The organism is Haematospirillum sp. 15-248 (assembly GCF_012102665.1).
Taxonomy (GTDB): domain Bacteria; phylum Pseudomonadota; class Alphaproteobacteria; order Rhodospirillales; family Rhodospirillaceae; genus Haematospirillum.
The window spans coordinates 17,111-41,529 of sequence record NZ_JAAVTF010000012.1; the positions used below are offsets into that span (position 1 = coordinate 17,111).

Annotated in this window: 21 protein-coding genes; 8 read left to right on the forward strand and 13 right to left on the reverse strand. The window is 54.9% G+C overall.

What is annotated here, in order from left to right:
• Nucleotides 1–17: 17 nt before the first annotated feature.
• The 5 genes from HEQ72_RS09835 to HEQ72_RS09855 all read right to left on the reverse strand — a co-directional run bounded on the left by HEQ72_RS09835 (nucleotide 18) and on the right by HEQ72_RS09855 (nucleotide 4,712).
• Nucleotides 18–611 (reverse strand): hypothetical protein, encoded by a 594-nt coding sequence (locus HEQ72_RS09835; RefSeq protein WP_168021202.1) that lies wholly within the window; start codon nucleotides 609–611, stop codon nucleotides 18–20.
• Nucleotides 612–797: 186 nt separating this feature from the next.
• Entirely contained in the window at nucleotides 798–1,847 is a 1,050-nt protein-coding gene (locus tag HEQ72_RS09840; protein ID WP_168023246.1) for a hypothetical protein, read from the reverse strand.
• Between the two features lie 195 nt (nucleotides 1,848–2,042).
• Nucleotides 2,043–3,014 (reverse strand): arginase, encoded by a 972-nt coding sequence (gene rocF, locus HEQ72_RS09845; protein WP_168021204.1) that lies wholly within the window; start codon nucleotides 3,012–3,014, stop codon nucleotides 2,043–2,045.
• A 15-nt stretch (nucleotides 3,015–3,029) separates the two neighbouring features.
• Nucleotides 3,030–4,112 (reverse strand): ornithine cyclodeaminase, encoded by a 1,083-nt coding sequence (locus tag HEQ72_RS09850; protein ID WP_168021205.1) that lies wholly within the window; start codon nucleotides 4,110–4,112, stop codon nucleotides 3,030–3,032.
• A 180-nt stretch (nucleotides 4,113–4,292) separates the two neighbouring features.
• Entirely contained in the window at nucleotides 4,293–4,712 is a 420-nt protein-coding gene (locus tag HEQ72_RS09855; RefSeq protein WP_168023247.1) for a hypothetical protein, read from the reverse strand.
• Nucleotides 4,713–4,936: 224 nt separating this feature from the next.
• Here HEQ72_RS09855 and HEQ72_RS09860 point away from each other — a divergent pair, with 224 nt between their 5' ends.
• From HEQ72_RS09860 to glnA, 4 genes are all read left to right on the forward strand, one after another.
• Nucleotides 4,937–6,007, forward strand: coding sequence for an AAA family ATPase (locus tag HEQ72_RS09860; RefSeq protein WP_168021207.1), 1,071 nt, complete (start codon nucleotides 4,937–4,939; stop codon nucleotides 6,005–6,007).
• Between the two features lie 4 nt (nucleotides 6,008–6,011).
• On the forward strand, nucleotides 6,012–6,908 hold the full coding sequence (locus HEQ72_RS09865) for a ParB/RepB/Spo0J family partition protein (protein ID WP_168023248.1): 897 nt from the start codon (nucleotides 6,012–6,014) through the stop codon (nucleotides 6,906–6,908).
• Between the two features lie 144 nt (nucleotides 6,909–7,052).
• Entirely contained in the window at nucleotides 7,053–7,391 is a 339-nt protein-coding gene (locus HEQ72_RS09870; protein WP_168021246.1) for a P-II family nitrogen regulator, read from the forward strand.
• Nucleotides 7,392–7,465: 74 nt separating this feature from the next.
• Nucleotides 7,466–8,875, forward strand: a complete 1,410-nt coding sequence (gene glnA, locus HEQ72_RS09875; RefSeq protein WP_168023249.1) for a type I glutamate--ammonia ligase — start codon at nucleotides 7,466–7,468, stop codon at nucleotides 8,873–8,875.
• Nucleotides 8,876–8,910: 35 nt separating this feature from the next.
• Here the strand turns inward: glnA and wecB are convergent, their stop codons facing one another.
• The 7 genes from wecB to arfB form a co-directional block, all read right to left on the reverse strand.
• The gene (wecB, locus tag HEQ72_RS09880) at nucleotides 8,911–10,059 is read right to left on the reverse strand and encodes a non-hydrolyzing UDP-N-acetylglucosamine 2-epimerase (protein WP_168023250.1); all 1,149 of its coding nucleotides are present in this window, start codon (nucleotides 10,057–10,059) and stop codon (nucleotides 8,911–8,913) included.
• Nucleotides 10,060–10,065: 6 nt separating this feature from the next.
• A complete protein-coding gene (locus HEQ72_RS09885) occupies nucleotides 10,066–11,178 on the reverse strand; it encodes a DUF4434 domain-containing protein (protein ID WP_168023251.1) in 1,113 nt (370 codons plus the stop codon).
• A 2-nt stretch (nucleotides 11,179–11,180) separates the two neighbouring features.
• Nucleotides 11,181–14,597, reverse strand: coding sequence for an NfrA family protein (locus tag HEQ72_RS09890; protein ID WP_168023252.1), 3,417 nt, complete (start codon nucleotides 14,595–14,597; stop codon nucleotides 11,181–11,183).
• Nucleotides 14,594–16,861: a glycosyl transferase family protein gene (locus HEQ72_RS09895; RefSeq protein ID WP_168023253.1), complete on the reverse strand. Its 2,268-nt coding sequence runs from the start codon at nucleotides 16,859–16,861 to the stop codon at nucleotides 14,594–14,596. The genes HEQ72_RS09890 and HEQ72_RS09895 overlap by 4 nt, the downstream gene beginning before the upstream one ends.
• A 47-nt stretch (nucleotides 16,862–16,908) precedes the next feature.
• On the reverse strand, nucleotides 16,909–17,475 hold the full coding sequence (locus tag HEQ72_RS09900) for a glutathione peroxidase (RefSeq protein WP_168021214.1): 567 nt from the start codon (nucleotides 17,473–17,475) through the stop codon (nucleotides 16,909–16,911).
• A 49-nt stretch (nucleotides 17,476–17,524) separates the two neighbouring features.
• On the reverse strand, nucleotides 17,525–19,729 hold the full coding sequence (locus tag HEQ72_RS09905) for a heavy metal translocating P-type ATPase (protein ID WP_245184305.1): 2,205 nt from the start codon (nucleotides 19,727–19,729) through the stop codon (nucleotides 17,525–17,527).
• 106 nt (nucleotides 19,730–19,835) lie between these two features.
• Nucleotides 19,836–20,252, reverse strand: coding sequence for an alternative ribosome rescue aminoacyl-tRNA hydrolase ArfB (gene arfB, locus HEQ72_RS09910; protein WP_168023254.1), 417 nt, complete (start codon nucleotides 20,250–20,252; stop codon nucleotides 19,836–19,838).
• 75 nt (nucleotides 20,253–20,327) lie between these two features.
• Between arfB and HEQ72_RS09915 the strand changes: the two genes are divergently transcribed.
• Both HEQ72_RS09915 and HEQ72_RS09920 read left to right on the forward strand, forming a co-directional pair.
• A complete protein-coding gene (locus tag HEQ72_RS09915) occupies nucleotides 20,328–20,777 on the forward strand; it encodes a YeeE/YedE family protein (protein WP_272487542.1) in 450 nt (149 codons plus the stop codon).
• A 3-nt stretch (nucleotides 20,778–20,780) separates the two neighbouring features.
• Nucleotides 20,781–21,218 carry a DUF6691 family protein gene (locus tag HEQ72_RS09920; RefSeq protein ID WP_168023255.1) on the forward strand — a complete coding sequence of 146 codons (438 nt, stop codon included), beginning with the start codon at nucleotides 20,781–20,783 and terminating at the stop codon, nucleotides 21,216–21,218.
• Between the two features lie 2 nt (nucleotides 21,219–21,220).
• Here HEQ72_RS09920 and HEQ72_RS09925 read toward each other — a convergent pair whose 3' ends face one another.
• Nucleotides 21,221–21,910 (reverse strand): bifunctional 4-hydroxy-2-oxoglutarate aldolase/2-dehydro-3-deoxy-phosphogluconate aldolase, encoded by a 690-nt coding sequence (locus HEQ72_RS09925; protein WP_322099511.1) that lies wholly within the window; start codon nucleotides 21,908–21,910, stop codon nucleotides 21,221–21,223.
• 276 nt (nucleotides 21,911–22,186) lie between these two features.
• On the opposite strand from HEQ72_RS09925, the gene zwf reads away from it, so the two are divergent.
• Nucleotides 22,187–23,707: a glucose-6-phosphate dehydrogenase gene (gene zwf, locus HEQ72_RS09930; RefSeq protein ID WP_168023267.1), complete on the forward strand. Its 1,521-nt coding sequence runs from the start codon at nucleotides 22,187–22,189 to the stop codon at nucleotides 23,705–23,707.
• The gene (pgl, locus tag HEQ72_RS09935; protein ID WP_168021217.1) at nucleotides 23,704–24,417 is read left to right on the forward strand and encodes a 6-phosphogluconolactonase; all 714 of its coding nucleotides are present in this window, start codon (nucleotides 23,704–23,706) and stop codon (nucleotides 24,415–24,417) included. The genes zwf and pgl overlap by 4 nt, the downstream gene beginning before the upstream one ends.
• Nucleotides 24,418–24,419 lie beyond the last annotated feature (2 nt).

Genomic DNA, 24,419 nt, shown 5'->3' on the forward strand with positions numbered 1-24,419 from the left:
AAGATAGTGTTGTTTTTTTAAGCAAAGTGATGGGCGTGATCCTGCTCTTCAGCCTCGCGCTGTTTTTGTTCGCGTTCTTCTGTCAGTTGTTCGCGAGATCGTTCCAATTGTGTCCTGAGGCTGACGAGCCTGTCATAGATCTCTCCGAAATCGCCGCCAGCAATGGCCCAGCCCACATGATCAAGGAGCGCTATCCGTCCTGACCGCTCCAGAAGATGAGCATCAAGATCTTGAATCTCGAGCATCTTCTGGTCAATTTCTTCCAAGGTGTAGTTATGTTCTTCGATACTGTTATTGATGCTATTTATGAGCTCTTCTGCAATTTGTGATAAGTGGTCGTAGTAGGCGGGGCTTGTTTCTTGATCGCTGGGTTCCAGTTCGCCACCATGAATTGCTTCGTGAGCTGTGGTAATAAGGGACAGGAAGCTTGCCTTTTGTTCTGGCGTTTGGCACAGAGGCTGGCTGATTGCGATGCCATCTTCGCTTGGGAAGGTGACTAGCTTGTCCTGGCGAATGTAGTCAGCAACCTCCGTCAGGGTTTCTGTATCAATGCCTCCTCTGCAGACCGGGCATCGCGGGGCTTGCTGCGGTGTTCCACGCTCGACAGGCACGAGGGACCGAATCATGCATTCGACGTGCAAAGGGTAACTTTCCGGGCCGCCATGCTTACAGGGTAGCCGGAGAAAATTGCCGCCAACGCCTCCTGCGCATACAACACATGCATCCGGTAACGTGTGGGGATTTGTATCAAAACCATTCCATATAGAGGGCATAACACTTCCATTCACATAGTCTGATCAGTTGGTTTCAACTAAGGTTAGCCGTTTCTGAACAGAAGCTATTCCTGTTCCTGTCTGGACCTGTTCGGAGACGTCGTGTACGGGTTGGGCTGTGGGAGCATCTGGGCGTATGACGCTGCCCCGAATGATTGCAGCCAAGTCAAGGTCATAGGTTACGCTTGACGGGAAGGTTTCGCTCCAGATTTGATGGTGCCCTTCTGTCGGGGCCCAGTCCGGCTGGGCGATCAGTGCACATTTCCAGTTCAGGCTTTGGACAAAACGCACGGGCAATGCCCCTTTCTTCACCAGAGACAGATCAAAGCGCCAAGCAATGGCGGTGTTGTACTGCATGGTGCTTCTGGAAAGCATGGCCGTTTCTTTGCACAGGCATGGGGGCCAGTCGCTTTCATAGGCTTGCTGCCACCAGGTGAAGTTATCAGCCTCAAGGCTGGTAACGTCATAAGGGGCTTGTTGATGCCAGAACCAGCGCCCGGTGTTGGACACGGGCTCTGTCCGTTCCTCGACACCCCAGTCTTTGATCGAGTAGCTGTCTGATTTCCATAACTGAAAGGATTCAGAATGCGAATATCCAAGATTGACCCCGCCTCCGGGGCCTTGCGCTGACGCACTGGCACCAACACCGATGCTGATTGTGTCGTCAACACTTGTAACCGTCATGTCTTGCTTGTCATGGACTTGGTTGACTGTGCTGGGCGAGCTTTTGACCCAGTTGACACCGGAATCAAAAGGCCTGCCTGTTTCTGGGTTCAGAACCTGAATGGCGTTTTCAAACCCATATTGGAAGGGGCCTTCAGTGTAGCGTCTTGATGAATGATAAGCATCACCCGGGCTGAGAAGGCCACTTTCGCAATATACGGCATAGATACCATCAAAGCCGTGCGACGCTTCACGATAGACGTAGAAATCGGAATTGACGCGCAGTTGGTTGCATGTGTTGCGCGGCTGGTTATAGGGCTTGAAATCCCATTCCTTGCTGTATGAGAACCGCTTGATGCCGTACATTGCGCCATCGATTTCGGGGGCCATGGAGGCTCTATCTGAACTCATAAAATTAACCGCCATATTGCTGCATAAAAAACGATATATTATCAATATACCATTGGCGGGTGGTAGTGTTACAAGCTATGTAGTGGCAAGAGAATTTTTCTCATCTGTACAAGAGTAATCATAATGGGCACCTTGACATATAAAAAATCCCGGATTGATCCGGGATTTTTTATATGTGTCATTGTAGGTTCTTGTTTATTCTGCTGCAGCCCGTGTTCCGAAGTATTGCTTTCCTGTACGAGAAACGCGTACCAAGGTGCTTTTGCCGAACAAGCTTTCGACGAGATCCACAGCTAGGTCTGCGGTCATGTTGCGGTGATCAAGGGCGGGATTCAGCTCGACAATATCAAGTGATCCCAAGCGCCCTGTATCAGCGATCATTTCCATGCACAAGCGAGCCTCACGGTAGTTGGGGCCACCACGAACGGTTGTTCCAACGCCGGGCGCAATGTCGGGATCCAGAAAGTCAACATCAAAGCTGACATGTATATGCGTGTGCTGGTCGATACCGCTCAGGGCTTGTTCCATGACATGGCGCATACCCATTTCGCCGATGCAGCGCATGTCAAACACTTCCAGTCCGACACTGCGGACGAAATGTTTTTCTCCGTCATCGACGCTGCGTATCCCGATCTGACGAACCTGATCTGGCCGGATTGCCGGTGACTGTCCCCCGATGCCGGTCAGCTCGTCTGGTCCGTAGCCACATAGACAGGCCACCGGCATACCGTGGATGTTGCCTGTAGGTGTCAGGTCTGCGGTGTTGAAATCGGCGTGAGCATCCAGCCACAGGATACGCAGTTCCTTGCCTGTTTCACGGCAGTGTTTGGCAACAGCACTTATTGATCCAATGCCCAGGCAATGATCGCCCCCCAGTACAACCGGCATACGCCCGTCCTGTATTTCCTTGTAGACGGCCTCATGCAGGATCTTGTTCCAGGCAATCACCTCTTCCAGGTGCCTGAAGCCACCGACAGGAGGAGATCCCGGATTGGGTGGTCCCTGTAGGTTGCCGCAGTCTTTTACATCAACCCCGCACCGTTCAAGTTTTTCAACAAGTCCGGCCACACGCAGAGCTTCTGGCCCCATGGATGCCCCGCGCACGCCCGCGCCAACATCAGTTGGGGTACCAATCAGGCTGACGTCAGGCAAGAAAAGGTGACTCATTGGCCGACTCCGATTTCAATATGCCACAACGTCACGCAATGGATGGGTTTGACCAGCACTTTTTTCATATGCAAAACCAAAAAGATTCCGTGGATTTTCAAGAGCAGGAACAAGCGAGATAGACTCACACAGATCCAGGGTGGTTGCGACGTCACGCATGAAGCGCAATGCCGAGAAATCTTCAAGCGCAAAACCAACGGAGTCGAAAATGGTTACATCGTCGGGTGATTGCCGACCGAGCGCGTGACCCGCCAGAACCCGCCATATTTCCGTCACCGGAAAGTCCGGTGGCATCTGCTGCACATCACCTTCAATACGGGACTGGGGTTCATACTCCACAAAAACACGAGCATTTCTCAGGACATCGCAGTGCAGTTCCGTTTTTCCCGGGCAGTCACCGCCAACACCATTGATGTGCATGCCGGGCTCAATCATATCGGGCGCTATGATTGTGGCTTTTGTTTTGTCGGCTGTAACCGTTGTTACGATATCTGTGCCCCGTACAGCATCATGTGTAGATGAAAATGCCTGACTCTCAAGGCCAAGCTGCTCCAGATTGCGTTGCAGTTTGGCCGTTGCATATGGATCGATATCGTACAGATGAAAACATTTCACCCCCAGAAGGTGGCTGAAAGCCAAAGCCTGAAACTCGCTCTGGGCGCCGTTGCCGATCAGGGCCATGCTTTTGGGTTCTGGCTTTGCCAATGCTTTTGCGGCAACAGCTGACATGGCTGCCGTGCGCATGGCCGTCGTCAACGTCAGTTCGCTCAGCAGCTCCGGGGCTCCGGTTTCCACATCGGACAGGACGCCAAAAGCCATAACCGTTGAAAGCCCGAAACGGCTGTTCCGGGGATGCCCATTAACGTATTTGAAGGTGTAGGTTTCCTTGTCGGCAATTGGCATCAGCTCAATGACGCCATCATCGGAGTGGCTGGCAACCCGGGCGGTCTTGTCAAAGTCCTCCCACCGCAGAAAGTCTTCGTTGATGTACTGTGCAATCCCTTCTATGCACGCTGCCGCCCCCTTCTTTTTCATGATGGCGGCCACACCCTCGACGCTTAGGAACAGTGTGCGGGCGGGGGTGATATTTTTCAGCATGCATAAGTCTCCAAGGAACCACGATGCTTTCATTGTGGACCAAGGAGGTGTCAGAAAGAACGGTCAAGTTTGTCAGTATTCTTCCTGTTTTTGCTCATTATGTAAGTCTGATAAAGCAGATTGTTCTTTTGTTCAGTGCACAATGGATCTTTCGGGGGCCCTTCCCTGCCGTTTTGTTTGTCAAGGAAAGCCATCATTAACCCCATCAACAAAGAGTTCCCCGCGCATGATGCTGTTGCGGATTGTTTCCAGCCCCTGTTCAGCCTCGGCAAGGGCGCTCCGCAAATGTCCAAGCTCGTCGTGTTGTCCCGGGCGGGGTGTTCCCCGTGCTTTTCCTGAATCCAGAACAGCAGACAGGTAGCGAGCCTTCAGATCAGCCGCCCTGTGTACCAAGGCGTCAATTTCTTCAGGGCGTACAACCCCGATCAGGGAGGCTATACGTTGACGGTTGGCATCGTGGCACTGTTCGCCGACGGTTCTGGCAAACAACTTTGCGCTTATGGGGGATCGATCATGATGTCTTGCAGAGTCAAAAGCGGGGCGTGTCTTGTTTGTGGTAAAGGAGGTTTCACGCAGGTCGGCAACGTTTAGAAAGGGCATGGCAGGCTCCCGGTCCCTGAGGCACGTTCTTTCCCCAAGCACGTCTTGTGCCAAATCTTTTGTCTGCGCCAGTGGGGATGAGGCATCGGACCCGGTCGGCACATTTTGCCTGGCGCCCTTGCTGTTCCGGTGAAAGTTGCCGCCTGTTGTGAACGGGCAACCTGCCAGCCATTGTATTTTTTCTAAATTGATGGTTGCCAGTCTTTATCTGGCCAGACATATTGATGAAAACATCAACCCCGGGGGATCTTATGGACCTCAGTGCCGATGTCCTGCGCGATATTCGTAAACGTAGAGGACAAACCCAGGCCGAGTTTGCGGCCTTCCTGAACAAGGAGCTGAGCCGCAATTATTCCCCGCCGATGATCAGTCGGTGGGAGCAGGGAAAGGAACCGGTTCCCTCCATCGTGCGCTTGTTTCTGGTTGGCAGTTCTGCAACGGTACAGGAACCGGTGTGCGAGCAGCCTCTGGTGTTGGCCTTGGCCAACCAGAAGGGTGGCGTTGCCAAGACAACAAGCTCCATCAATATCGCGTGGGCTTTGGCTCGTGCCGGTCATGCAACGCTGTTGGTTGATTTTGATCATCAGAGCAATGCGACAGCGGGCTTGGGGCTGAATAACTATGAACTGGATGCATCGGGGCGGACCATTGCATCCGTGATGCTGGATAACCTTCCGGTCAGTGATGCCTTGGTGCGTGTGCGTGATGATATTCCGCTCTTCCTTTTGCCCGGTGGGTCCCGTTTGGCCGAGGCTGATCTTGTTCTGACCCGTGAAATTGGTGGTGAATGGGTTTTGAAGGAAACACTGGCCCCGCTTGCCGGTCGTTTTTCCTTCATTGTGATTGACTGTGGTCCCCATTTGGGCCCCACAACCGTCAACGCCCTGACCGCTGCTGACTACGTTTTGATACCGTCAGACCCAACGCCATGGTCCACGCGTGGGATTCCCCTGATTCTCAGGGCCATAGACCGTATCCGCCGGCGCATCCGTCCGGGACTTGAAATTCTTGGGATCCTGCCGACACGGGTTGACCCCCGTCTTGTTCAGGATCGGGAGACCATGCAAGAGCTGCATGACATCTTTGGTTCGGCTGTTCCGATCCTTGATCCGGTTATCAGTACCACATACTACAATCACGCTGCTGCTGCCGGGCAACCGATTCTGGAGTTATATCCCGGTGCACGTGGCGTGTCTGTTTATGCGGATCTGGCGGAGAAACTGATTGCGTTGGCAGCGGCCCGTCATGTTTCCATACCGTCTGTTCCGGTTCATCCTGTTCCTGCGGAGACCTGAGTCCATGTCGCGCAAGATGCCGCCCCGTACAACAACGGGTCACGTTTCGTCCTTGATGACGTCATTCTTTTCCGGGGAAAGCAGGGTCAGTACCCTTGCCCTGACGTCCATCGTTCCCAACCCGGATCAGCCGCGGTCGTTTTTTGATGATGATGATCTGGCAGCGCTGGCCTCTTCCATCCATCGTCTTGGGTTGCTGCAGCCGGTACTGGTTTCGGCGCCTGGTCCAGACGGGAAACATATCCTGTATGCGGGGGAACGTCGGTGGCGGGCCTGTCGTCTGCTGGGGCATCACGAAATCAAGGCCATCATTATTTCCGGAGATCCGGCGGAAATAGCGTTGGTCGAAAATGTTGTCCGTGTTGATCTGGATATGGTGGAGTTGGCCCGTGGCTGCGAGCGGTTGATGAACCGGCATAGCTATACCCAAGGGCAGGTTGCCGAGATCCTCGGTCGTTCACAGTCCGAGATCAGTCGCACCCTGAACATCCTCTCTTTGCCGGAGGATATTCTGCAGGCGGTGCCCTCGGTCTCGAACAGAATCAGCAAAAGCACTTTGTTTGCGCTTGCTGACCTTGGGGATGAACAGGCCGCGCGTGTTGCTTGGGGCAAGATTGTTACGACAGGAATGACGGTCAGTGAACTTCGGGCGTTGAAAACCGACCTGAATACTCCGTCTGCAAAGCCGGAGCAAAAGAGCGTCAGGGAAGTCGCTACAGCTTCGGCAACCAAGGTTTTGCTTCCGGCATTGAAGCAGATTGCCCGACTTCAGGCTAGCCCCGGATCCCTTGATTGCGAGGATATCCAGCGCTTGCATGCCCTGCGTGATGCTCTGGATCAGCTTCTGGGCACTCTTCCTGACCCAGCTGGGCATGAATCGCCCCTATGCGATATCGCATAAGATGGTGCTGTCAGGCATTGTCCTATTGCAAGGATTGAAAGTTGTGGTAGCGACATGTATTTTCTATTTATGTGGTCGCAGATCTTTCATGCCTAAGCGTTTGTCTGTTGGCTGCATTCTGGTTTGAAGTGTGATGAAAACATGATGAAGAAGATCGAAGCCATCATAAAGCCCTTCAAACTGGATGAAGTGCGTGAAGCTTTGGGGGATATCGGCCTTCAGGGGATTACGGTGACAGAGGTCAAGGGGTTTGGACGCCAGAAAGGCCATACAGAGCTGTATCGGGGAGCCGAGTATGTGGTGGATTTCCTGCCAAAAGTCAAAATAGAGATGGTTCTTGAGGAAAGCCGTGTTGAGCAGGCAATTACTGTTATTCAACAGGCGGCCAGGACCGGACGTATCGGTGATGGCAAGATTTTTATTCTGCCGGTCGATGATGCCATTCGTGTCCGGACCGGGGAACGTGGGCCGGACGCTGTCTGAGTGATGTGTGGTTTTGTGTGGCATACGCAATGGGACCGAGGGACGGTAACCATTCAGGACAAGGAAAAGTATTCATGTCTGATACCGCTACATTCTTCGAAAAAATCAAGGAAAATGACGTCAAATATGTTGATTTCCGTTTTACGGATCCCCGTGGCAAATGGCAGCACACAGCCCAGCATGTCAAGACCGTGACGGATGATCTGCTGGCCGACGGTATTATGTTTGATGGGTCATCGATTGCTGGCTGGAAGGAAATTAACGAGTCCGACATGATTCTGATGCCGGATATCTCGACGGCCATTATGGATCCCTTTACGGCCCAACCGCAGCTTGTTGTGTTTTGCGACGTTGTGGATCCTGCAACAGGTCAGTCTTATGATCGCTGTCCCCGCGGTATAGCACGCCGCGGTCTTGCCTATGCGCAAAGCACCGGCATTGCTGATACGGCCTATTTTGGCCCCGAGGCAGAGTTTTTTGTTTTTGATGATGTCCGTTATACGGTGGATATGAACAAGGTGTCCTTCGAGCTTGATGCCGGCGACGCCCCCTGGGCTAGTGGCAAGGAGTTTGATCAGGGGAACTGGGCACATCGTCCTGGTATCAAGGGAGGATACTTTCCAGTTCCTCCCGTTGACAGCGGTGTTGATCTGCGTGCCGAGATGACCTCAACCCTTCTGGATATGGGGGTTGATGTCGAGAAGCATCATCACGAGGTTGCCTCGTCACAGCACGAACTGGGGTTCCGGTTTGGTACTTTGTTGCAGTCGGCGGACTGGATGCAGATATACAAGTACGTTGTGCACATGGTCGCCCACTCGTACGGCAAGACCGCCACGTTCATGCCCAAGCCTTTGGCTGGGGACAACGGGTCTGGCATGCATGTCCATCAGTCCTTGTGGAAGGATGGCAAGCCGTTGTTTGCAGGATCCGGGTACGCAGACCTGTCTGACATGGCACTTTACTATATTGGTGGCATTATCAAGCATGCCAAGGCGCTCAATGCGTTCACAAATCCGTCCACCAATTCTTACAAGCGCCTGATTCCGGGATTTGAGGCGCCGGTTCTTCTGGCTTATTCTTCGCGGAACCGGTCTGCATCCTGTCGTATTCCCTATGTTTCCAATCCCAAAGGGAAACGGGTAGAGGTACGTTTTCCTGATCCGACGGCTAATCCCTATCTGGCTTACACAGCGATGATGATGGCGGGCTTGGATGGGATCCAGAACAAGATTCATCCTGGCGATCCTATGGACAAAAACCTGTACGATTTGCCGCCAGAAGAACTGTCACAGGTTCCCACAGTATGTGGTTCCCTGCGGGAGGCTCTGGATGCCCTGAAGGCGGATCGGGATTTCCTGATGAAGGGTGATGTATTTACACCCGGTTTTCTTGATGCCTATACCGATCTCAAATTCCAGGAAGTTCATGCGTTTGAACACACCCCTCATCCGATTGAGTATCAGATGTATTACAGCGCCTGATGGTGTGTGACGGTATCGTTGGCCCCTGCCCTTTATCAGGCGGGGGCTTTACGTTTTTTACCCGGTGGTTTCCAGTTTTTTATGGTGTGGCAAATCCGCTCGCATGCTTTGCCATCACCAAACGGGTTGTTTCCTGCAGGTTGGTGTGCTGTGGGGGATGACGCATCAAGAATCTCGGAGGCAGCCTCTACAATGGACTCTGTTCGGGTTCCGACCAAGCGAATGGCTCCGCTGTCCAAGGCTTCTGGTCTTTCTGTCAGGTCCCGCAGGACCAGGACTGGGGTTCCTACAGATGGCGCTTCTTCCTGTATGCCGCCTGAATCCGTCAGGATCACGGCGGCGCGACGCATCAGCAAGACGAAGGGAAGATAGTCCAGAGGATGGGTCAGGATGATAAAGGGGTGACTGGCCAGAAAGGCTTTCATCCTCATGCCGACTTCTGGATTGGGGTGCAGGGGGAAGACGATACACACGTCGGGGCGGTTTGCCAGTGTGTGTAATGCTTGGCTGATCCGTGCCAAGGGGGGGCCGAAGTTTTCCCGGCGATGGGTTGTAACCAGAATAATCCGGCGGTCGTCGGGTAGGCGCGGCAATGTTGCTACAATGCGCGCTGTCAGAACGGCATCACTGTCGAGTTTGTGGCAAACCCATAACAGGGCATCAACCACAGTGTTTCCTGTCACGGTGATCGTATCATCGGTTCGCCCCTCATTCAGCAGGTTTGTTCTGGCCTGCTCTGTCGGTGCAAACATGAGATCTGCCAGTTGATCTATGGCGATACGGTTCATCTCCTCCGGCCAGGGGCTGCGGAGATTATGGCTGCGAAGCCCGGCCTCGACGTGTCCGACGGGTACGCCACTGTAAAAAGCAGCCTCGGCGGCAGCCAATGCACTGGTTGTATCACCATGCACCAGAACAAGATCCGGACGGTTTTGCTCAATCATGGCCTCCATCTGGTCCAGAATGCCGGCATGCAGATGAGCCAGCCCTTGGCGTGAGCGCGCCAATGACATGTTGTGGTGAACGGGAACCTCGAAGAAATCCAGTATTGGGGGCACCAAGTCCGGATGCTGCCCTGTTACAGCAACCCGGCAGGATAATGCCTTGTCACGCGACAGTACTCTGGCAAGCGGGGCCATTTTGATCGCTTCAGGGCGTGTTCCGATGACAACAAGTGTTTTCATGCAGACTCATCTGCTGTTCACACCCTGTACGCCGGGCAGGCTGGTCATGCATTGCTGTGCGACCTTGGCCTGAAGATCGTATAGCGCCCTGGCGCGTCGGTCACGATCTGCCGTTGATATGTTCCCGGATTGACTCATTTCTCCCGCTACGGATGGTAGAAGATACTCCGGTGCGCTGAACAGGACGGGCCTTGCCATGGCCGCTCCCATGGCAAGGCGCAGCCTTTCGTGCATTTCTGTCGTGGAAGCCGGAATACCAGAAAACTGACTTCCATCCTGACTTTGCGACTGTACGGAAAAGGCCTCCACAACCATATGGACCCGTTGGCCCAGTTTTTTGGCCAAGGCGTCGCGGTAAAGGGTGCTTTCCTGCACGCTGAGTTTGCCGGCCCCGATGCTGTCCTGAAACAAAAGGCGGTCGATGCGGCCTTTTGTCAGGACCGTATCCCAGAATTCAGCCAGCACAGATGGGCTGGTTCGACCATTTGAAAACCCCGATATGGCTACGGGTACAGGGTGCTCTGCCAGTGAGGACAGGAGCTCGGTAACCTTGGCCAAGTGTTCCGTCAGTAAAGCCAGTCGCGTTGTGTCCTGCCAATGCAGGTCGTCAAGTTCATCCGTAATATACCAGCCATGCAGAGCTGGACTGGTTGCAACCAATCTCCCCAGATCCGGCAGTAGGGCCTCCAGAGCCAGCTCACGGCGTAGGAAGTAGACCCGCAGCAGATCCGGATTTCGCTCGTGAACTTGAAAGAAGGATGGATCAAGATCTAGGCCTATCCACAGGCCAATTCCATTCCTTTCGGCCATGGCCAGCAGACCCGGCAAGGGCGGGTTTGGTAGCGGACTGATATGTCTCGCATACATTTCTTTCCCAACTGCGTCTGACAGGGGAAACAAGGCAATGCTATTCAGGATGGACCACTGTACGTAGATGCTCTGAATACCGATCTGTTTAAGGGACCGCCCAAAGGCATCCCAGTCTTCCGGGCTACGGTTACCGTGGATGGCCAGTGGCTGGTAGAAGGTGGCATCCGGAGCCCCTGCGGGTCCGCAGACAGCATGGGCAGAGCCTATTCCAACCATCCATAGTGCAAAGATGACAAGGCGTTTACGCATCTCTAGAACCGTGCCAGAACGGAGACAATGAAGCGTGTTTGCCTGCCTCCCTGCCCGTCTTTTGTTATGTCACGGGTCAAGCGTGGCGTGACATCGATATAGGACTGATGCGCATGGCTTGCGGAATCATTATACCATAGACGCCAGTGTAGCCCGATGCCACTGCGGGCAATGGTGTCGTCCAAGGTGCTTGTCCCGGTGTGAGATCCTCCGATCAGGGCAAACGGTGCTGCTATATAAGGTGTGCCCATGCGCCATTTTCCTCCCAGCCGGAGTTCGCTGCTGACAAGCCGAGCTTTCGATTTCTCCAGAAACCGTCCGGCATCCACATAAAAGCTGTAATACGGTGTCCAGGCAGGTTCATCGGGTGGTATGTCCATGCTGCTGCTCAGGCCATAGCTTACACGAACCAGCGTGTTGTCTTCTGTTTTGGATCCGATGGAAAACAGGCGTTCAGCTGCCAGGTTGAAGTCATGCTCGCGCAGGGGCTTCCAGCGTAGGCCCGCCCCGGCCTGTGTGGTGTGTTTATCAGGCACGGGAGAGGCACCGTTTATGGTCCCCCAGAACAGGCGTCCGGTGATGGCAAGGGTGCGTCCGTCGCGATAGCCAACAGAGGGAGGTCTCCATGCTAGTTCCACGCCGCCTTGTGCCTCGTTCAGGGCATCGCCGACCGGGCTTGTTGTGCGCCGGCATGAGCTGGCTTGTGGGCAGACTGTAGTATAGCCCTGTAACGCCAGATTATCGTTCAAAATGCTGTTTTGTCGCCTTAGCCCCCAAATATGGGCGCGGTTCTGAACGGGTGTGTATTGGCGCATGGCTGCATACAGGCGCTCATCCTCTATAACATCGGAGAAAGCATCCTGCGCGCCTTGAGTATCACCAAGAGCCGCACGGGTATAACCCAGATCCTCCCGCGCGGAGAGCTGGTCCGCATTCACACCGGTAATATGACTGAGCAAGGGCTCTGCTTGTTCGTGATCGCCCATGTCACGGGCCGCATAGGCATAGGCCAGACCCAGGGCTTCGTTGTCCGGGGTGACTTGATACGCTGATTCCAGGGTGTGAAATGCCTGTTCCAGCTGGCCCTGCCGTCGTTCGACTACGGCTTGCTCCAGACGTCGGCCGCTGGTTGGATTGGTTGTGTTCAAGGTCTGGTATACCTGTATCGCTTCCTGGTCCCGACCGGCTGCGGCCAGCGCCCTGGCCCACGTTTCCAGATGCACGGGTTTCAGATCATCGGGTAGTTTTGCGGCTTCAAGTGCATCAATTTGTTGCAGGGCGCTTTCAGCCTCTCCTGCCCCCAGCAGAGCCTGCGCCAGCCGTAACTGTAGAACGGGGTCATATTGCCCCGACAGGGCCTTTTTCCAGTGACTGGCGGCCAAGTCTGGTCGTCCCGTATCGTAGTACAGGTAGCCCAGCGACGCGTTGACCAGGTTTCTTGTTCCGGTCGAGAGGCTGCGGGGTCCAGAAGAATCCAGCAGGGATCTTTCGTAGAAATCAGCAGCAGGTCCCTTGCGGTTTGCCCTGTCCAGTGCTGTTGCCAGAAGAACATGAACCCTGGGGCTTTGTTCGTGCTGCAATGTTTCCCACATCAGCCGGACGGCTTCCTTCGTTTCCTTGTCTTCCAGAAGGACGAAGGCAAGATCCAGCCGTTGATCAACAGAGATCAGTCCGCGATGGTACAGGTCTTGCAGAGCTTTCTTGCGTTGCTGGTTTTTTTGTGTGGCGGTCCCGCTTTCAGCCAGTGCCGTCAGGGCTTGGCGTACAGCTTCGTTCTCCGGGCTGATTTTTTCTAGAATGCGGCGCGCAACACGCTCTACCGACGACCATTCCTGTGCCCCTTTCCAGCGAACAAGCGCTTCGATAGCTGTTCTTGCGGCGGCTTCATGATCCAGATGGGCGGCCTGCTCCAGCGCCTCGGCTGATCCGCGGATATTGCCCTCGGCCCACCGTGCATCGGCCAGCGAGACCAGCGTGTCCTTGTCGGATTGCAGTTGTGCCAAGGTTTCAAGTGTCTTTGTACGTGCAGAGGTGTCCCCTGCCCGTCTTTGCGCTTCTGCCAGAAGCTGCAGAAGTGCGGGCGTATCACCGATGGTGTGCCGGAGTTCCTCCAGACAGCGCACGGACTCTTCCGGGGTATTCTGTTCAAGATGTGCTGCACACAGGGACAGGCGGTGTGCGTTGATGACATCAGCCCGGTTCGGTGTCTGAAGGTTTTGTTCCTGTTCGACCCGCTGCAGTACCAGGCCGGCGTCCTTGATACGCTTGGACGAGATCGCGGTCAGAACCACAGAATTCAGTGTATCCGGGCTTTGGTCCAGCTCCAGCGCCTTGATAAAGAGTTCCAGCGCTTGTTCTTCTTGTCCGGCATCCAGACGGATGAAGGCTGCCCGTTTCAGTGACAGGGCCCGGTCTGCTGCCCCAAGGCGAAGCCCTGCCACAGCTTCAAGGGTCTGTGCCGCTTCTTCCCGAAGGCCACCCCGGGCCAAGAGATCAGCCAATACCTGCAAGTCAGATGGATTACTGCTGTTCCGAAGTGGTTTGTACAGTTCAATGGCTTGTTCGTGGTGGTCGCTGCGGCTGGCAGCTTCCGCCAAAAGGCCAAGGACAGCGGGGGAATGCCCAAGGCGCTCCCGTCTTGGCCAGACAAGCGCGTAGGCTTCCTCTGGCTTGTCCTGTCGTAGCAGGAGAAAGCCAAGGTCTACGGCTGCGGCATCCCCTATGGACTGTTCCGTATCCTGGTTCCGGGTCAGTTGGAGCAAGCGTTCGGCTGCTTCCCGGTCGCGTTTGGCCAGAACCAGGATCCGGGCTGCTGCCAATTGCTCCTGTGGGGTCAATGCTCTTTTATGCGTGAGTGCTTCCAGATCATCCATTGCTTTTTGTAGTCCGGCACTGTTCGGTGCCGTGCGCGTCTGTAGCTCCAGAGCCCGTAGTTGTTCATCCACACTCAGCGTGGCGCTCCCCATGGCCTGTGTCAGTTCCGCCGCGGCCTCTTCACGGTGCCCCAAGGTTTGCAGGGCTGTTGCGCGAAACAAACGTAGCAGGCTGAAATCAGGCACAACTTCCGTCAACGGTGTACTCAGCCGCAAAACATCGGCTGGTTTCTGTAGCTCTGCAGCCAGGACAGTCGCACGCCAGCGCATGACGTGGGCTTCCGGTATAAGGGTCAGTCCTTTTTCCAACTCCTGCAGGGCTTCCTCCTTGCGATCACCTTGGATAAGGGCTCGAGCCTTTTCTTCGTACGGGAAGGTCCGGTGTCGCAGCCATTCACGCTCCATGAAGTTTTGTTCCGGCAGCATTTGTATCAGCCGTTTCTCGGCTGTTGGTGCCTGCTGGGCCTGAGCACATGGTCCATACAGCAGGCAGCTTCCGATCATGCTGGCCAGAATCCAGCCCGGTATGTGTCCTTGCCTTATCATGCTGGCCTGTTGCCTTGGTCCTGGAAGTCTTTCAGCATTTGTTCCGAGATATGCCCCTGCTCAACCAGAATGACCCCGACAGGTCGTTCGCTTTTCTTGGACAAGGCAAAAGCCTTCTCTACGTCATCAGTGGAGCAGATATTGTTTTCTGCTAGCCAGCGACCCAAAGGAATACCAGCGGCTGCCGCTTTCTTGACAGCATCATCCAGCGCGGCTTGTGAGGGAAGCAGGTCCAGATCCAGAAGGATCTGCCCCATCGGTTTATAGGAGCGTCTTTGTTCACGCAGGGCACCGGCCAGCATTTCAGCTGTGATAACGCCCGCTTCGACCAAGCGTTGCCCCAGCGGTGGCCCCGCCGCTCCCTTGCCCTTTGCAGCATCTTCGGGGATACCGCCATAACGTCGGTGAATGGCAAACAGGATTTCGCTGGATACAGCCAGACAGAATTCGGCTCGCCCGCCAATCGCTGTTTCAACCGTCTCAACCTGTTCCTGCGTGGGAACAGACAGGGCGGCCACCATAAGGTTCCCTGATGCGGACAAGCCAACGGGGAACATGCTGAACTGTTTGGCCAGAGAAGCCGGGAAACGCTGCAAAATGGTATCGGGTACGCTGAAGGGATCGATAGCGCGCACCTCCAGCCTGACCTGCATGCCAAGAACTTCCAGAAACTGGTCCTGGTTCACCAGCCCCATTTCCATCAGGATATTGCCGATGGTACCCCCTTTTTCCTTCTGCATGGCCAAGGCTTGTTCCAGTTGGGCGGGGGTAATGAACTGGCGCTCGATCATCAGGTCGCCGATCCGGCGCCGATAAAGCTTCAGGTGTGCTTCATCAGGGTATTCATGTGATGTTTTGTCCCAGCCGATCTTTTCCCCTGTGCGCAGGTGTTGGCCGAACATGCGCAGGGCCCGTATTACGGCACAATAATTTATGGCGATAGCCCACAAATAGCGCGGGATAACCATGGGGATGGCAGACCATCCATAGTATTTGTGTGTCCAGTAGTGGCGCTGGAAAAGACGGTAGGCCAGCAGCACCTGGTTAATCCACACAACAAGCCAGAACGGGCTGTCATCAGGAAGAACAGGAGCCGGTTGGTAACTGTCTTCCATGGACCATGTCCACAGAACAATGCCAAGATGCACCAGTACAACAAAGATCCCGAACGGAGCAGCGTGGCTCAGCACCACCATTTTCCGGTCCCGCATCAGGAGATAGCGGATTGCCCAGGATCCATCCCATCCGAAGTTGCGCCATCCCTGCAAGGCAATGCCGATTGTCCAGCGGCTCTTCTGGCGTACGGCAGCCCAGAAGGAATTGGGGAAGTATTCACGTGTGCAGATGTAGTCAACGATTGCGACCAGCTGTTCTTTCCCGGTCAGCCATTGTTTTCGTGATACGGTACGGACAAAAGGCACGCGTGCAAAAATCTGCTTCATGCCTGCTTTCTTGAGGCGGAGCGAAAATTCGTAATCTTCGGTCAACGTGCCGGTGTTGAACACCTCTCCCTGTTCTGTCCGTGCGGCATCCATGGCCCGTCGGGAGTAGGCTGTTCCCACCCCTGCCCCCGGAACAACCCCGGCCAGGAATTCACGGACAATGATTTCTTTGCTGTGAAGCTCGGCGAACTCGTCCATGTAGTGGCCGCCGGTCAGATCATGCCATGGACGTTCCAGAGAGATGACCGGCGTTTGTACCAGGTCAAAGCGCGGGATCAGGAAGTTGAAAAGCTTCAGGCTGAGCGGATGCACGATGTCTTCTGCATCCTGCATGACGATAACCTCGAAGCGCATTCCGTTGGCTTGCTCGTATTCTGTAATCCCCTTGACAATCCAGTTCAGGCAATCAGCCTTGCAGGTTGGTCCTGGTAATGGAGTGATGATGTGATGGACATTCCCCAGCGTAGAGCACAGCTTTTCAACTTCTTTCCCGGTATCCGGATCATTGGGGTAGGTTCCGACGAAAACATGGAAGTTTGAATAGTCCAGTGTGCGGAACATATTGCTGAGCGAGGAGTAAATAATCCCGGATTCCTGCCATGAGGGGAACATCAAGGCTACAGGCTGTTGCTGTGCGCGGTGTAGAACCTCTATGGCCATTGGCTTGGAGCGCCGGAAGACAAACAGGCTTTTGTAGATCCAGCGCCCGAAGAAGATAATGTCAATGACCAGGTCATCAAGATTGGAGCCCATATAGACCAGCATCACGAAGATAAAGCCCAGCTCCGTGAGCAGGAGGACGGCGGCTGACAAGTCGGTCATGGGCATGTGATGCGGCCTGCTTTACTGTCATGCTCCCGCGTGGTGCTTTAATTTCGATCTGCGTTGTCCAAGGCCATTTCTATGGCGCCGGTAATTTTGGGATCATCCGGTTTTGTGGTTGGCAAAAACCAGTCCAGCAGGCGTCCGTCCGGACCAATCAGATATTTATGGAAATTCCAGCGCGGGATTCCCGCTGCTCCGGTTTGTTGCGCGGCCCATTGATAGAACGGATGGGCATTGTCGCCGCTGACAACGTTGCGTTCTGTCAGTGGAAACGAGACGTTAAAGGTTGTTTCACAGAAGGTCTTGATTTCAGGGTTACTGCCCGGTTCCTGTTCCCCGAAATCATTGGATGGCACGCCAATGACCACCAATCCTTTGCCACGGTCCTTGTACGTATTCCAGATTTTCTCCAGGCCTTCGTATTGGGGTGTGAATCCGCAGCGGGATGCCGTGTTGACAACAAGAACAACACGGCCCGCATAGGACTGCAATGGCATCGGGGTTCCGTCAATCGAAGTGAAGGTATAATCCCAAGCGCTGCCCTGCCCGGCCACGGCGTTTCCGCTTCCCAGAAACAGCCCCAGTATGGCTGAACATAATTTTCTGAACATGCGGCGTCCCCTGGATCATGATCCACCCCATTCCACGTTAACCTGTCTTTCAGACAGAAGCTACCTGGTTCTGTTTGTGGTGATGATGGGAATGGGGTTGGTTCTCGCCGGCCCCTTGGCTGCCATTCCGGATTGGTTGAAATTCAAGCAGACGCAGTGCATTCAATGTTACCAAGATGGTTGCGCCGGTATCGGCAAAGACGGCCATCCATAACGTGGTCGTGCCGGTCACTGCCCCGGCCAGGAAGAGAGTCTTCAGGCCAAGGGCAAGGGCAATGTTCTGCCAGATATTGCGTATGGTTGCCTTTGAGAGAGTCACGAGATCAACGATACCGCCAACACGATTTCCCAGCAGAGCTGCATCGGCCGTCTCCAGTGCAACATCGGTTCCGCTTCCCATGGCAACACCAACCGAGGCAACAGCCAAGGCCGGTGCATCATTGATCCCGTCGCCGACCATGGTAACCGGACCAATCCTTTCCAGCTCCCGTATTGTTTTTAGCTTGTCTTCAGGAAGAAGGTTAGCCTTTGCTTCGATCTCCAGTTCCTTGGCAATGACCGATGCTGTCTTGTGGCTATCCCCTGTGAGCATGACAACATGGATGCCGGCATCTTTTAATGATTTGATGGCTGATGCGGCATCAGGGCGCAGCTCGTCGCGTGCAGCAATCAGCCCAAGGACAGATTGCTCTCCATAAAGGATGGCAACTGTTTTCCCTTGGTCTTCCAGTGCTGCAACCTGATCCATAATGCTTGAGGGTATCCTTTTTTCTTCCAAGGGCATATGGGCTGATCCAATGGTCAGGCACCGTCCTTCAATGTTGCCCTGTACGCCGTGTCCGGGGAACACGGATATATTCCGGCTTTGCGGTATGGTCAGGTTTTCTTCTTTTGCTTGTTTGATGATGGCCGAAGCCAGCGGATGAGAAGACCCGGTTTCAAGGGATGCGGCCAAGCGCAGAATGCTTTCCTTGCTTTCTTGTACAGGAACCACATCTGTGATCTGTGGTGTACCGGAGGTCAGGGTTCCTGTCTTGTCAAAGGCGACCGTACGGGTTTTGCCGATGGCTTCCAGAACAGCGCCTCCCTTGAGCAGGAGCCCCTGCCGTGCGGCTGTTGATATGCCGGCAGCAACAGCGGCTGGTGTTGAAAGGACCAAGGCGCAGGGGCAGGCAATCAACAGCAGGGATAGGCCACGATAGATCCATGTCTCCCAGCTTTCTCCAAAGGCAAGCGGCGGAATTGTGATAACAATGCCTGCCAGCAGCATGGCCGCTGGTGTGTAGCGTGCCGAGAAACGATCAATAAGGCGTGCAAACGGAGCCTTGGTGCTGCGTGCTTCCTCCACCAGCTGGACGATCCGGGCAATCGTTGTGTCCTGTGCGGTTTTCTCGACCCGTATACGGACAGGGTTTCCGACATTAATGCTGCCAGCATAAACATCTGCATTATGCTTACGGATAACAGGAATAGATTCCCCGGTAATGGGAGATTGGTCAAAAAGTGACCCTTCGTCGGACATGATTCCATCTGCAGGAACGCGGTCACCTGTCCGGACCAAGACGATTTGTCCCGGCACAAGGCTGTGGGCCTGAATGATCTTGTGCGAGCCATCTTCTTCTACGATGGCAGTCTGCGGTATCAGGGCCACCAGATCACGGATGCTGCGTCTTGCCCTGTCTGCGGCCAGTCCTTCCAGAAGCTCGCCAATCGAGAACAGGAACACAACGGTTGCAGCTTCGCTGGCAGCACCAATAACAAGGGCACCGGTTGCAGCGACAGTCATCAGCATTTGAACCGAGAAGGGATTGCCTGCCCCGGCAAGGGAGAAGGCTTGGCGAACAAAGGGCAGGAGGCTGAGTGCGGCCGCAATTGTCCATGCTCTGTCTGCCAGTTCAGGGACGATCGTTCCCACAAGGGCAGCGGTTCCGACCAGTGCGCTGGTTATAGCCACAAGGTGAACGTTCCTGTTGTTTTTCCAGCTGTATGACGTTGGCTCCGTGCTAGGTTCCTGTGGCGTGACAAACATCCCGAGATTGCGTATTTCGGCCTCAATGTCTGACAGGGACGGGCCTTTGCCCTCCCAGCATGCAATGGTAACAGAGCTGTTGCTGAAGCTGACCTTTACGTCTTCAACATACGGAATACGTGTCAGGGTCCGTTCCAGTTCTCCCGCGCAACCCGGGCAGTCCATGCCTCCTACGCGTAACCGCATGATTTTCAGGTCTGCTCTGGAAGACGATATGGGAGACATGGCAGTATCCTTGGTAACAAGAAAGTTTGTTTCAACCTGTTATGCAGTCTCCAGTCGCTAGAGGTACAAGAGAAATCAAGGAAGCCTAGTGCGGTGTCCCGATGCTTCAGGGCACAATGCGCTCTCGCAATTTCTTGGTGTTGGCATGTTTTGTCTTGTGGTTCAACCGTCGCTCTTGAGACGCCCGTGACGGTTTTGTGGGGCGCCGGATTGCGCGTCGAACAGAAGCGGCGCGAATAAGTTCTATCAGGCGGTGCAGGGCATCGGCCCTGTTTCTTTCCCTGGTTCTGTAACGTTGTGCCGTAATAACCAGTTCGCCGCGACTGGTCAGCCGCTGGTCAGCCATGCCCAGGAGTCTGCTCTTCACGTAATCGGGCAGGGATGTTGAGTGGGCAATATCAAAACGCAGCTGGACCGCTGTTTCTACTTTGTTGACGTTCTGTCCACCCGGTCCTGTTGCCCGTATGAATGTTTCTTGTATTTCATCTTCATCAAGAGTGATGGATGATGTGATGATAATCATGGGGGTAATTCTGGCCTGACCGTACAATTATGCGATATCGCATAATAGGGGTAAGCCAGAGTCCAGGAAAGATTCTTGGGGGAGCTGGCTGTGGACTGGGAGCATTTCACGCCGTGGGAGTCTTTGATGGGTGGGGTCCTAATTGGGCTTGGCGCCTCTGTATTGTTGCTTTTCAGTGGTCGCATTGCCGGTATCAGCGGCATTATTGGCGGACTTCTGCCTCCCCGTCGGGGAGACTTGGGCTGGAGAACAGCCTTTGTTGCAGGGCTTGTGTTTTCTGCCCTAGCAGCCGATTTATCTGGATATTCTCCTGATCCCCGGTTTTCCTCACAAAATCTTTTTCTTGTTCTTCTCGCCGGCCTTACGGTTGGTCTTGGATCGCGCCTTGGGTCTGGCTGTACCAGTGGTCATGGTGTCTGTGGTCTGGCTCGCTGCTCTATTCGCTCTGTGGTGGCCACAGCCTGTTTCATAGGAGCGGGTATGGCCATTGTTTTTCTCCTGAATCCTATCGGACGAGGGGGATGAGGTATGGCTTACCTCGCGCCCTGTCTGTCGGGCATACTCTTCGGGCTCGGGCTTCTTCTATCAGGCATGGCTAACCCCGCCAAGGTACAGGGCTTTCTTGATATTTCCCGGAATTGGGACCCATCGCTGGCCTTGGTGATGGTTGGAGCCATTGCGGTATCATGGCCTGCTTTCCGTTTTATCGAGCGTAGGGGGGGCGGAGTGGCCGGCTGTGCCCTCTACCTGCCGACAAAACGGGCTGTTGATGTCCCTCTTGTTGTTGGAAGCCTTATATTCGGTGCTGGATGGGGCTTGGCCGGAATATGTCCCGGTCCGGCCCTTGTCTTGGCAGGCTACGGATTTACAGATGCTCTTTTATTTGTGCTGGCGATGCTGGTCGGCATGGTGCTCTTCGAGCTGGCCAGCCGAGTCAAGAAAAATGGTATCAGGCGTTTCCCTTAGGTTCAGCGGGCCAACTCACTTCGGGCGTGCTCGCACGCAGCCATGATCTGTCTTGCAGCCTGCATGACGGCCTCGCGATCTCCCTTGCGTACCAAGGTTTCGTCAACCAGCTTGCCCCCGGCTCCAACACATATTGCACCTGCCTTGATCCATTCGCCGATGCTGTTGGCATCGATACCGCCGGTTGGCATCATGGGGACGCCGGGGAAGACAGAACGCAAGGCCTTGAGGTGGGCCGGACCAACGCTGGAGGCTGGAAAGATCTTGATAGCCGTAGCCCCTGCTGACAGTGCACTTGCCACTTCGGTTGGGGTCAGGGTGCCCATCAGGCAGGCAATTCCGTGTTCGCTACATACAGTTCCCACCTCGGGTACGACCCAGGGTGACACGACATACCGGGCGCCCGCTGTAATCACGTCATGTGCAGCGGCGGCCGAGACCACTGTACCGGCTCCAATCAAAAGGTCGGGGTATGCCACAGACAGCTTTCGGATCACGGAAATAGCATTCGGCGTTGTCATGGTTATTTCGAATGTCCTGATCCCGGCCTCGCGCAGCCATTCAACAGCGGTCATGGCAAGATCCGGTGTGCTGGTCCGGATAACGGGTACAACGCCGAAGCTTGACAATTGGGCGATGATCTCGCTGGCCGGGATCAGTTTGGCAGCCATGTTCTGTGCGGGTATTGTCACGGTCGGATCCTTGGTATTCAGGTGGGGGCAGGGTATGACGATAGCCTGAGTGCCTGTTTACACAGCCAGTCTGGTTGTGGCAAGGCGTTGGTTCTTCACCCTGACAGCATGCGTTGAGACAATTTCTTTTGCTCTTGTCGCGCAGTAATCCTACATTCACCCCCGGCAGGGCCGGGCAGGATCAGGTCCTGCCCATGGTGCTGGATGTACGCAGGATGCAGGAATATGGCAAAAACAGGTTCAATCTGCCCCCCTAACGCAGACGTTTCTTCCGATATGGCCAGTTCGCGGTCTGGCTTTGGTCAGACATTGCGCAAACCGACAGTTCCCGGTTTTGACTATGTTGTTGTTGGTGGTACGGGGGACCTGACATTCCGCAAGCTCCTGCCGTCGCTCTACTATTGCCATCTCAATGGCCTGATTGACTCTGAGAGCCGGATTGTGGCATCGGCACGGTCAGCCCTGTCAACCGAGTCCTATCGTGCCCGTGTGTCTGAGGCCCTGCAGCGCTATTTGCCCGAGGCAGATCTTGATCATGCAGCGGTTGTTTCTTTTCTGGAGCGGATTGCGTATGTAGAGCTTGATGCGGCCGGTGAGACTGGTTGGGCAGGGCTGGTATCATTGCTGGCCGACAGCACCAACAACATTCGGGTTTTTTATCTGGCCACATCGCCGGACCTTTTTGGGCCTGTCTGCCGGAATCTCCACCGGGCAGGGCTTGTAACCCAGGATTCCCGCGTGGTGCTTGAGAAGCCGATTGGCCGCGATCTCGAATCCGCCCTTGCCATCAATCATGATGTCGGGGCTGTTTTCGACGAGCGGGCGATTTTCCGTATTGATCATTATCTGGGCAAGGAGGCAGTCCAGAACCTTTTGGCCCTGCGCTTTGCAAATGCCTTGTTCGAGCCTCTCTGGAACAGCCGTTTTATCGATCATGTCCAGATCACGGTTGCCGAAACTGTCGGGCTGGAGGGGCGCAGCGGGTATTATGAGCGGGCAGGGGCTCTGCGTGATATGGTGCAGAACCATTTGCTGCAAGTCCTCTGTCTGGTTGCCATGGATCCGCCGGCCCGGATGAGCGATGAGGCTGTGCGTGACGAGAAGCTCAAGGTTTTGCGTGCACTGGCCCCGATTGAGGGCAAGGATGTTTTGGCCCGCACCATTCGTGGTCAGTATGCGGCAGGTGCAATTGGCGGTGTTGCGGTACCAGGGTATCTGGAAGAACCGGGTGTGGATGTTGAAAGCCGGACAGAAACCTTTGTGAGCCTGAAGGCCGAGGTTCACAACTGGCGTTGGGGGGGGATGCCCTTCTATCTTCGTACCGGAAAGCGGTTGGCCGTGAAGACGTCCGAAATTGTCATACAGTTTCGTCCTGTTCCGCATTCGATATTCCCAGGAGCAGCCGGGCGTGATCTGCAACCGAACCGTCTTGTTGTGCGGGTGCAACCCAATGAGGGGATCAAGCTGCACATGATGACCAAGGAGCCGGGGCCGGGTGGAATGCGGTTCCGCGAGACGCCGCTGAACCTGAGTTATTCCGATGTCTTCAAGCAGAGAACACCGGATGCTTACGAGCGTTTGCTTCTGGACGTTGTGCGTGGCAACCCTACCCTGTTCATGCGGCGTGACGAGGTTGAAGCAGCCTGGCAATGGATCGAGCCCATTCTCGATGGCTGGGCCCGCCATGATATGGTTCCCCGCCCTTATGCAGCAGGCACGTGGGGGCCTTCTGCGTCTGTTGCAATGATTGAACGCGATCTAAGATCTTGGCATGACGATGCGGAGATGCACCGATGAGCAACACCATGACTTCAGCTTTGGCTGTTTTTCCGGACGCAATGTCATTGGCTGAATCAGCGGCTTCGTTGGTGGCTGATGCGCTGATCGATGCTGTTTCGGCCCGTGGCCGGGCTTCTTTGGTTGTGCCTGGGGGGCGTACGCCGGCACAGTTCCTGTCGTGCCTTGCTACGGCCGTTTTGCCATGGGATCGTGTGTCTGTCACGTTGACAGACGAGCGTTGGGTCGGTCTTGATGATGCCGGCAGCAACGAGGCCATGGTCCGTCGCAGTTTCCTGAAAGCGTCTGCCCGGTGTGCACACCTGGTTCCTCTTTATACCGGGGAAAGCTCCCCAGCTGAGGGCATTGCATCGGTAGACCGTGCCCTTGGGGCTTTTGATGATGCCTTTGATATGGTTGTCTTGGGTATGGGAGAAGATGGTCATATTGCGTCTCTCTTCCCCGGTGAGCCGACATGGCCACATCCGGCTGAAGGCATCGCCGCAGGCCAGTTTTGCGTCCCTGCAATGGGTATTCTTGGTGGTCCGGAGCGGATCTCGCTCACGCTCGGGCGTCTGGTGAATGCCCGTTCTGTTGTTGTGCTTGCAACAGGGGAAACCAAACGGCGCCTGTGGGAAGATATGGAGGCGGGTGGTCCGTCAGCTTCCTTGCCGATTGGTGCCCTGCAGGCCAGTGTGCGTTGTCCGTTGACGGTCCTTTGGTGTCCTTGACA

Coding starts and splice junctions, on each gene's coding strand:
- HEQ72_RS09840 (WP_168023246.1), bottom strand. CDS start 1,847: ATGAGTTCAGATAGAGCCTCCATGGCCCCCGAAATCGATGGCGCAATG.
- rocF (WP_168021204.1), bottom strand. CDS start 3,014: ATGAGTCACCTTTTCTTGCCTGACGTCAGCCTGATTGGTACCCCAACT.
- HEQ72_RS09850 (WP_168021205.1), bottom strand. CDS start 4,112: ATGCTGAAAAATATCACCCCCGCCCGCACACTGTTCCTAAGCGTCGAG.
- HEQ72_RS09855 (WP_168023247.1), bottom strand. CDS start 4,712: ATGCCCTTTCTAAACGTTGCCGACCTGCGTGAAACCTCCTTTACCACA.
- HEQ72_RS09860 (WP_168021207.1), top strand. CDS start 4,937: ATGAAAACATCAACCCCGGGGGATCTTATGGACCTCAGTGCCGATGTC.
- HEQ72_RS09865 (WP_168023248.1), top strand. CDS start 6,012: ATGTCGCGCAAGATGCCGCCCCGTACAACAACGGGTCACGTTTCGTCC.
- HEQ72_RS09870 (WP_168021246.1), top strand. CDS start 7,053: ATGAAGAAGATCGAAGCCATCATAAAGCCCTTCAAACTGGATGAAGTG.
- glnA (WP_168023249.1), top strand. CDS start 7,466: ATGTCTGATACCGCTACATTCTTCGAAAAAATCAAGGAAAATGACGTC.
- wecB (WP_168023250.1), bottom strand. CDS start 10,059: ATGAAAACACTTGTTGTCATCGGAACACGCCCTGAAGCGATCAAAATG.
- HEQ72_RS09885 (WP_168023251.1), bottom strand. CDS start 11,178: ATGCGTAAACGCCTTGTCATCTTTGCACTATGGATGGTTGGAATAGGC.
- HEQ72_RS09890 (WP_168023252.1), bottom strand. CDS start 14,597: ATGATAAGGCAAGGACACATACCGGGCTGGATTCTGGCCAGCATGATC.
- HEQ72_RS09895 (WP_168023253.1), bottom strand. CDS start 16,861: ATGACCGACTTGTCAGCCGCCGTCCTCCTGCTCACGGAGCTGGGCTTT.
- HEQ72_RS09900 (WP_168021214.1), bottom strand. CDS start 17,475: ATGTTCAGAAAATTATGTTCAGCCATACTGGGGCTGTTTCTGGGAAGC.
- HEQ72_RS09905 (WP_245184305.1), bottom strand. CDS start 19,729: ATGTCTCCCATATCGTCTTCCAGAGCAGACCTGAAAATCATGCGGTTA.
- arfB (WP_168023254.1), bottom strand. CDS start 20,252: ATGATTATCATCACATCATCCATCACTCTTGATGAAGATGAAATACAA.
- HEQ72_RS09920 (WP_168023255.1), top strand. CDS start 20,781: ATGGCTTACCTCGCGCCCTGTCTGTCGGGCATACTCTTCGGGCTCGGG.
- zwf (WP_168023267.1), top strand. CDS start 22,187: ATGGCCAGTTCGCGGTCTGGCTTTGGTCAGACATTGCGCAAACCGACA.
- pgl (WP_168021217.1), top strand. CDS start 23,704: ATGAGCAACACCATGACTTCAGCTTTGGCTGTTTTTCCGGACGCAATG.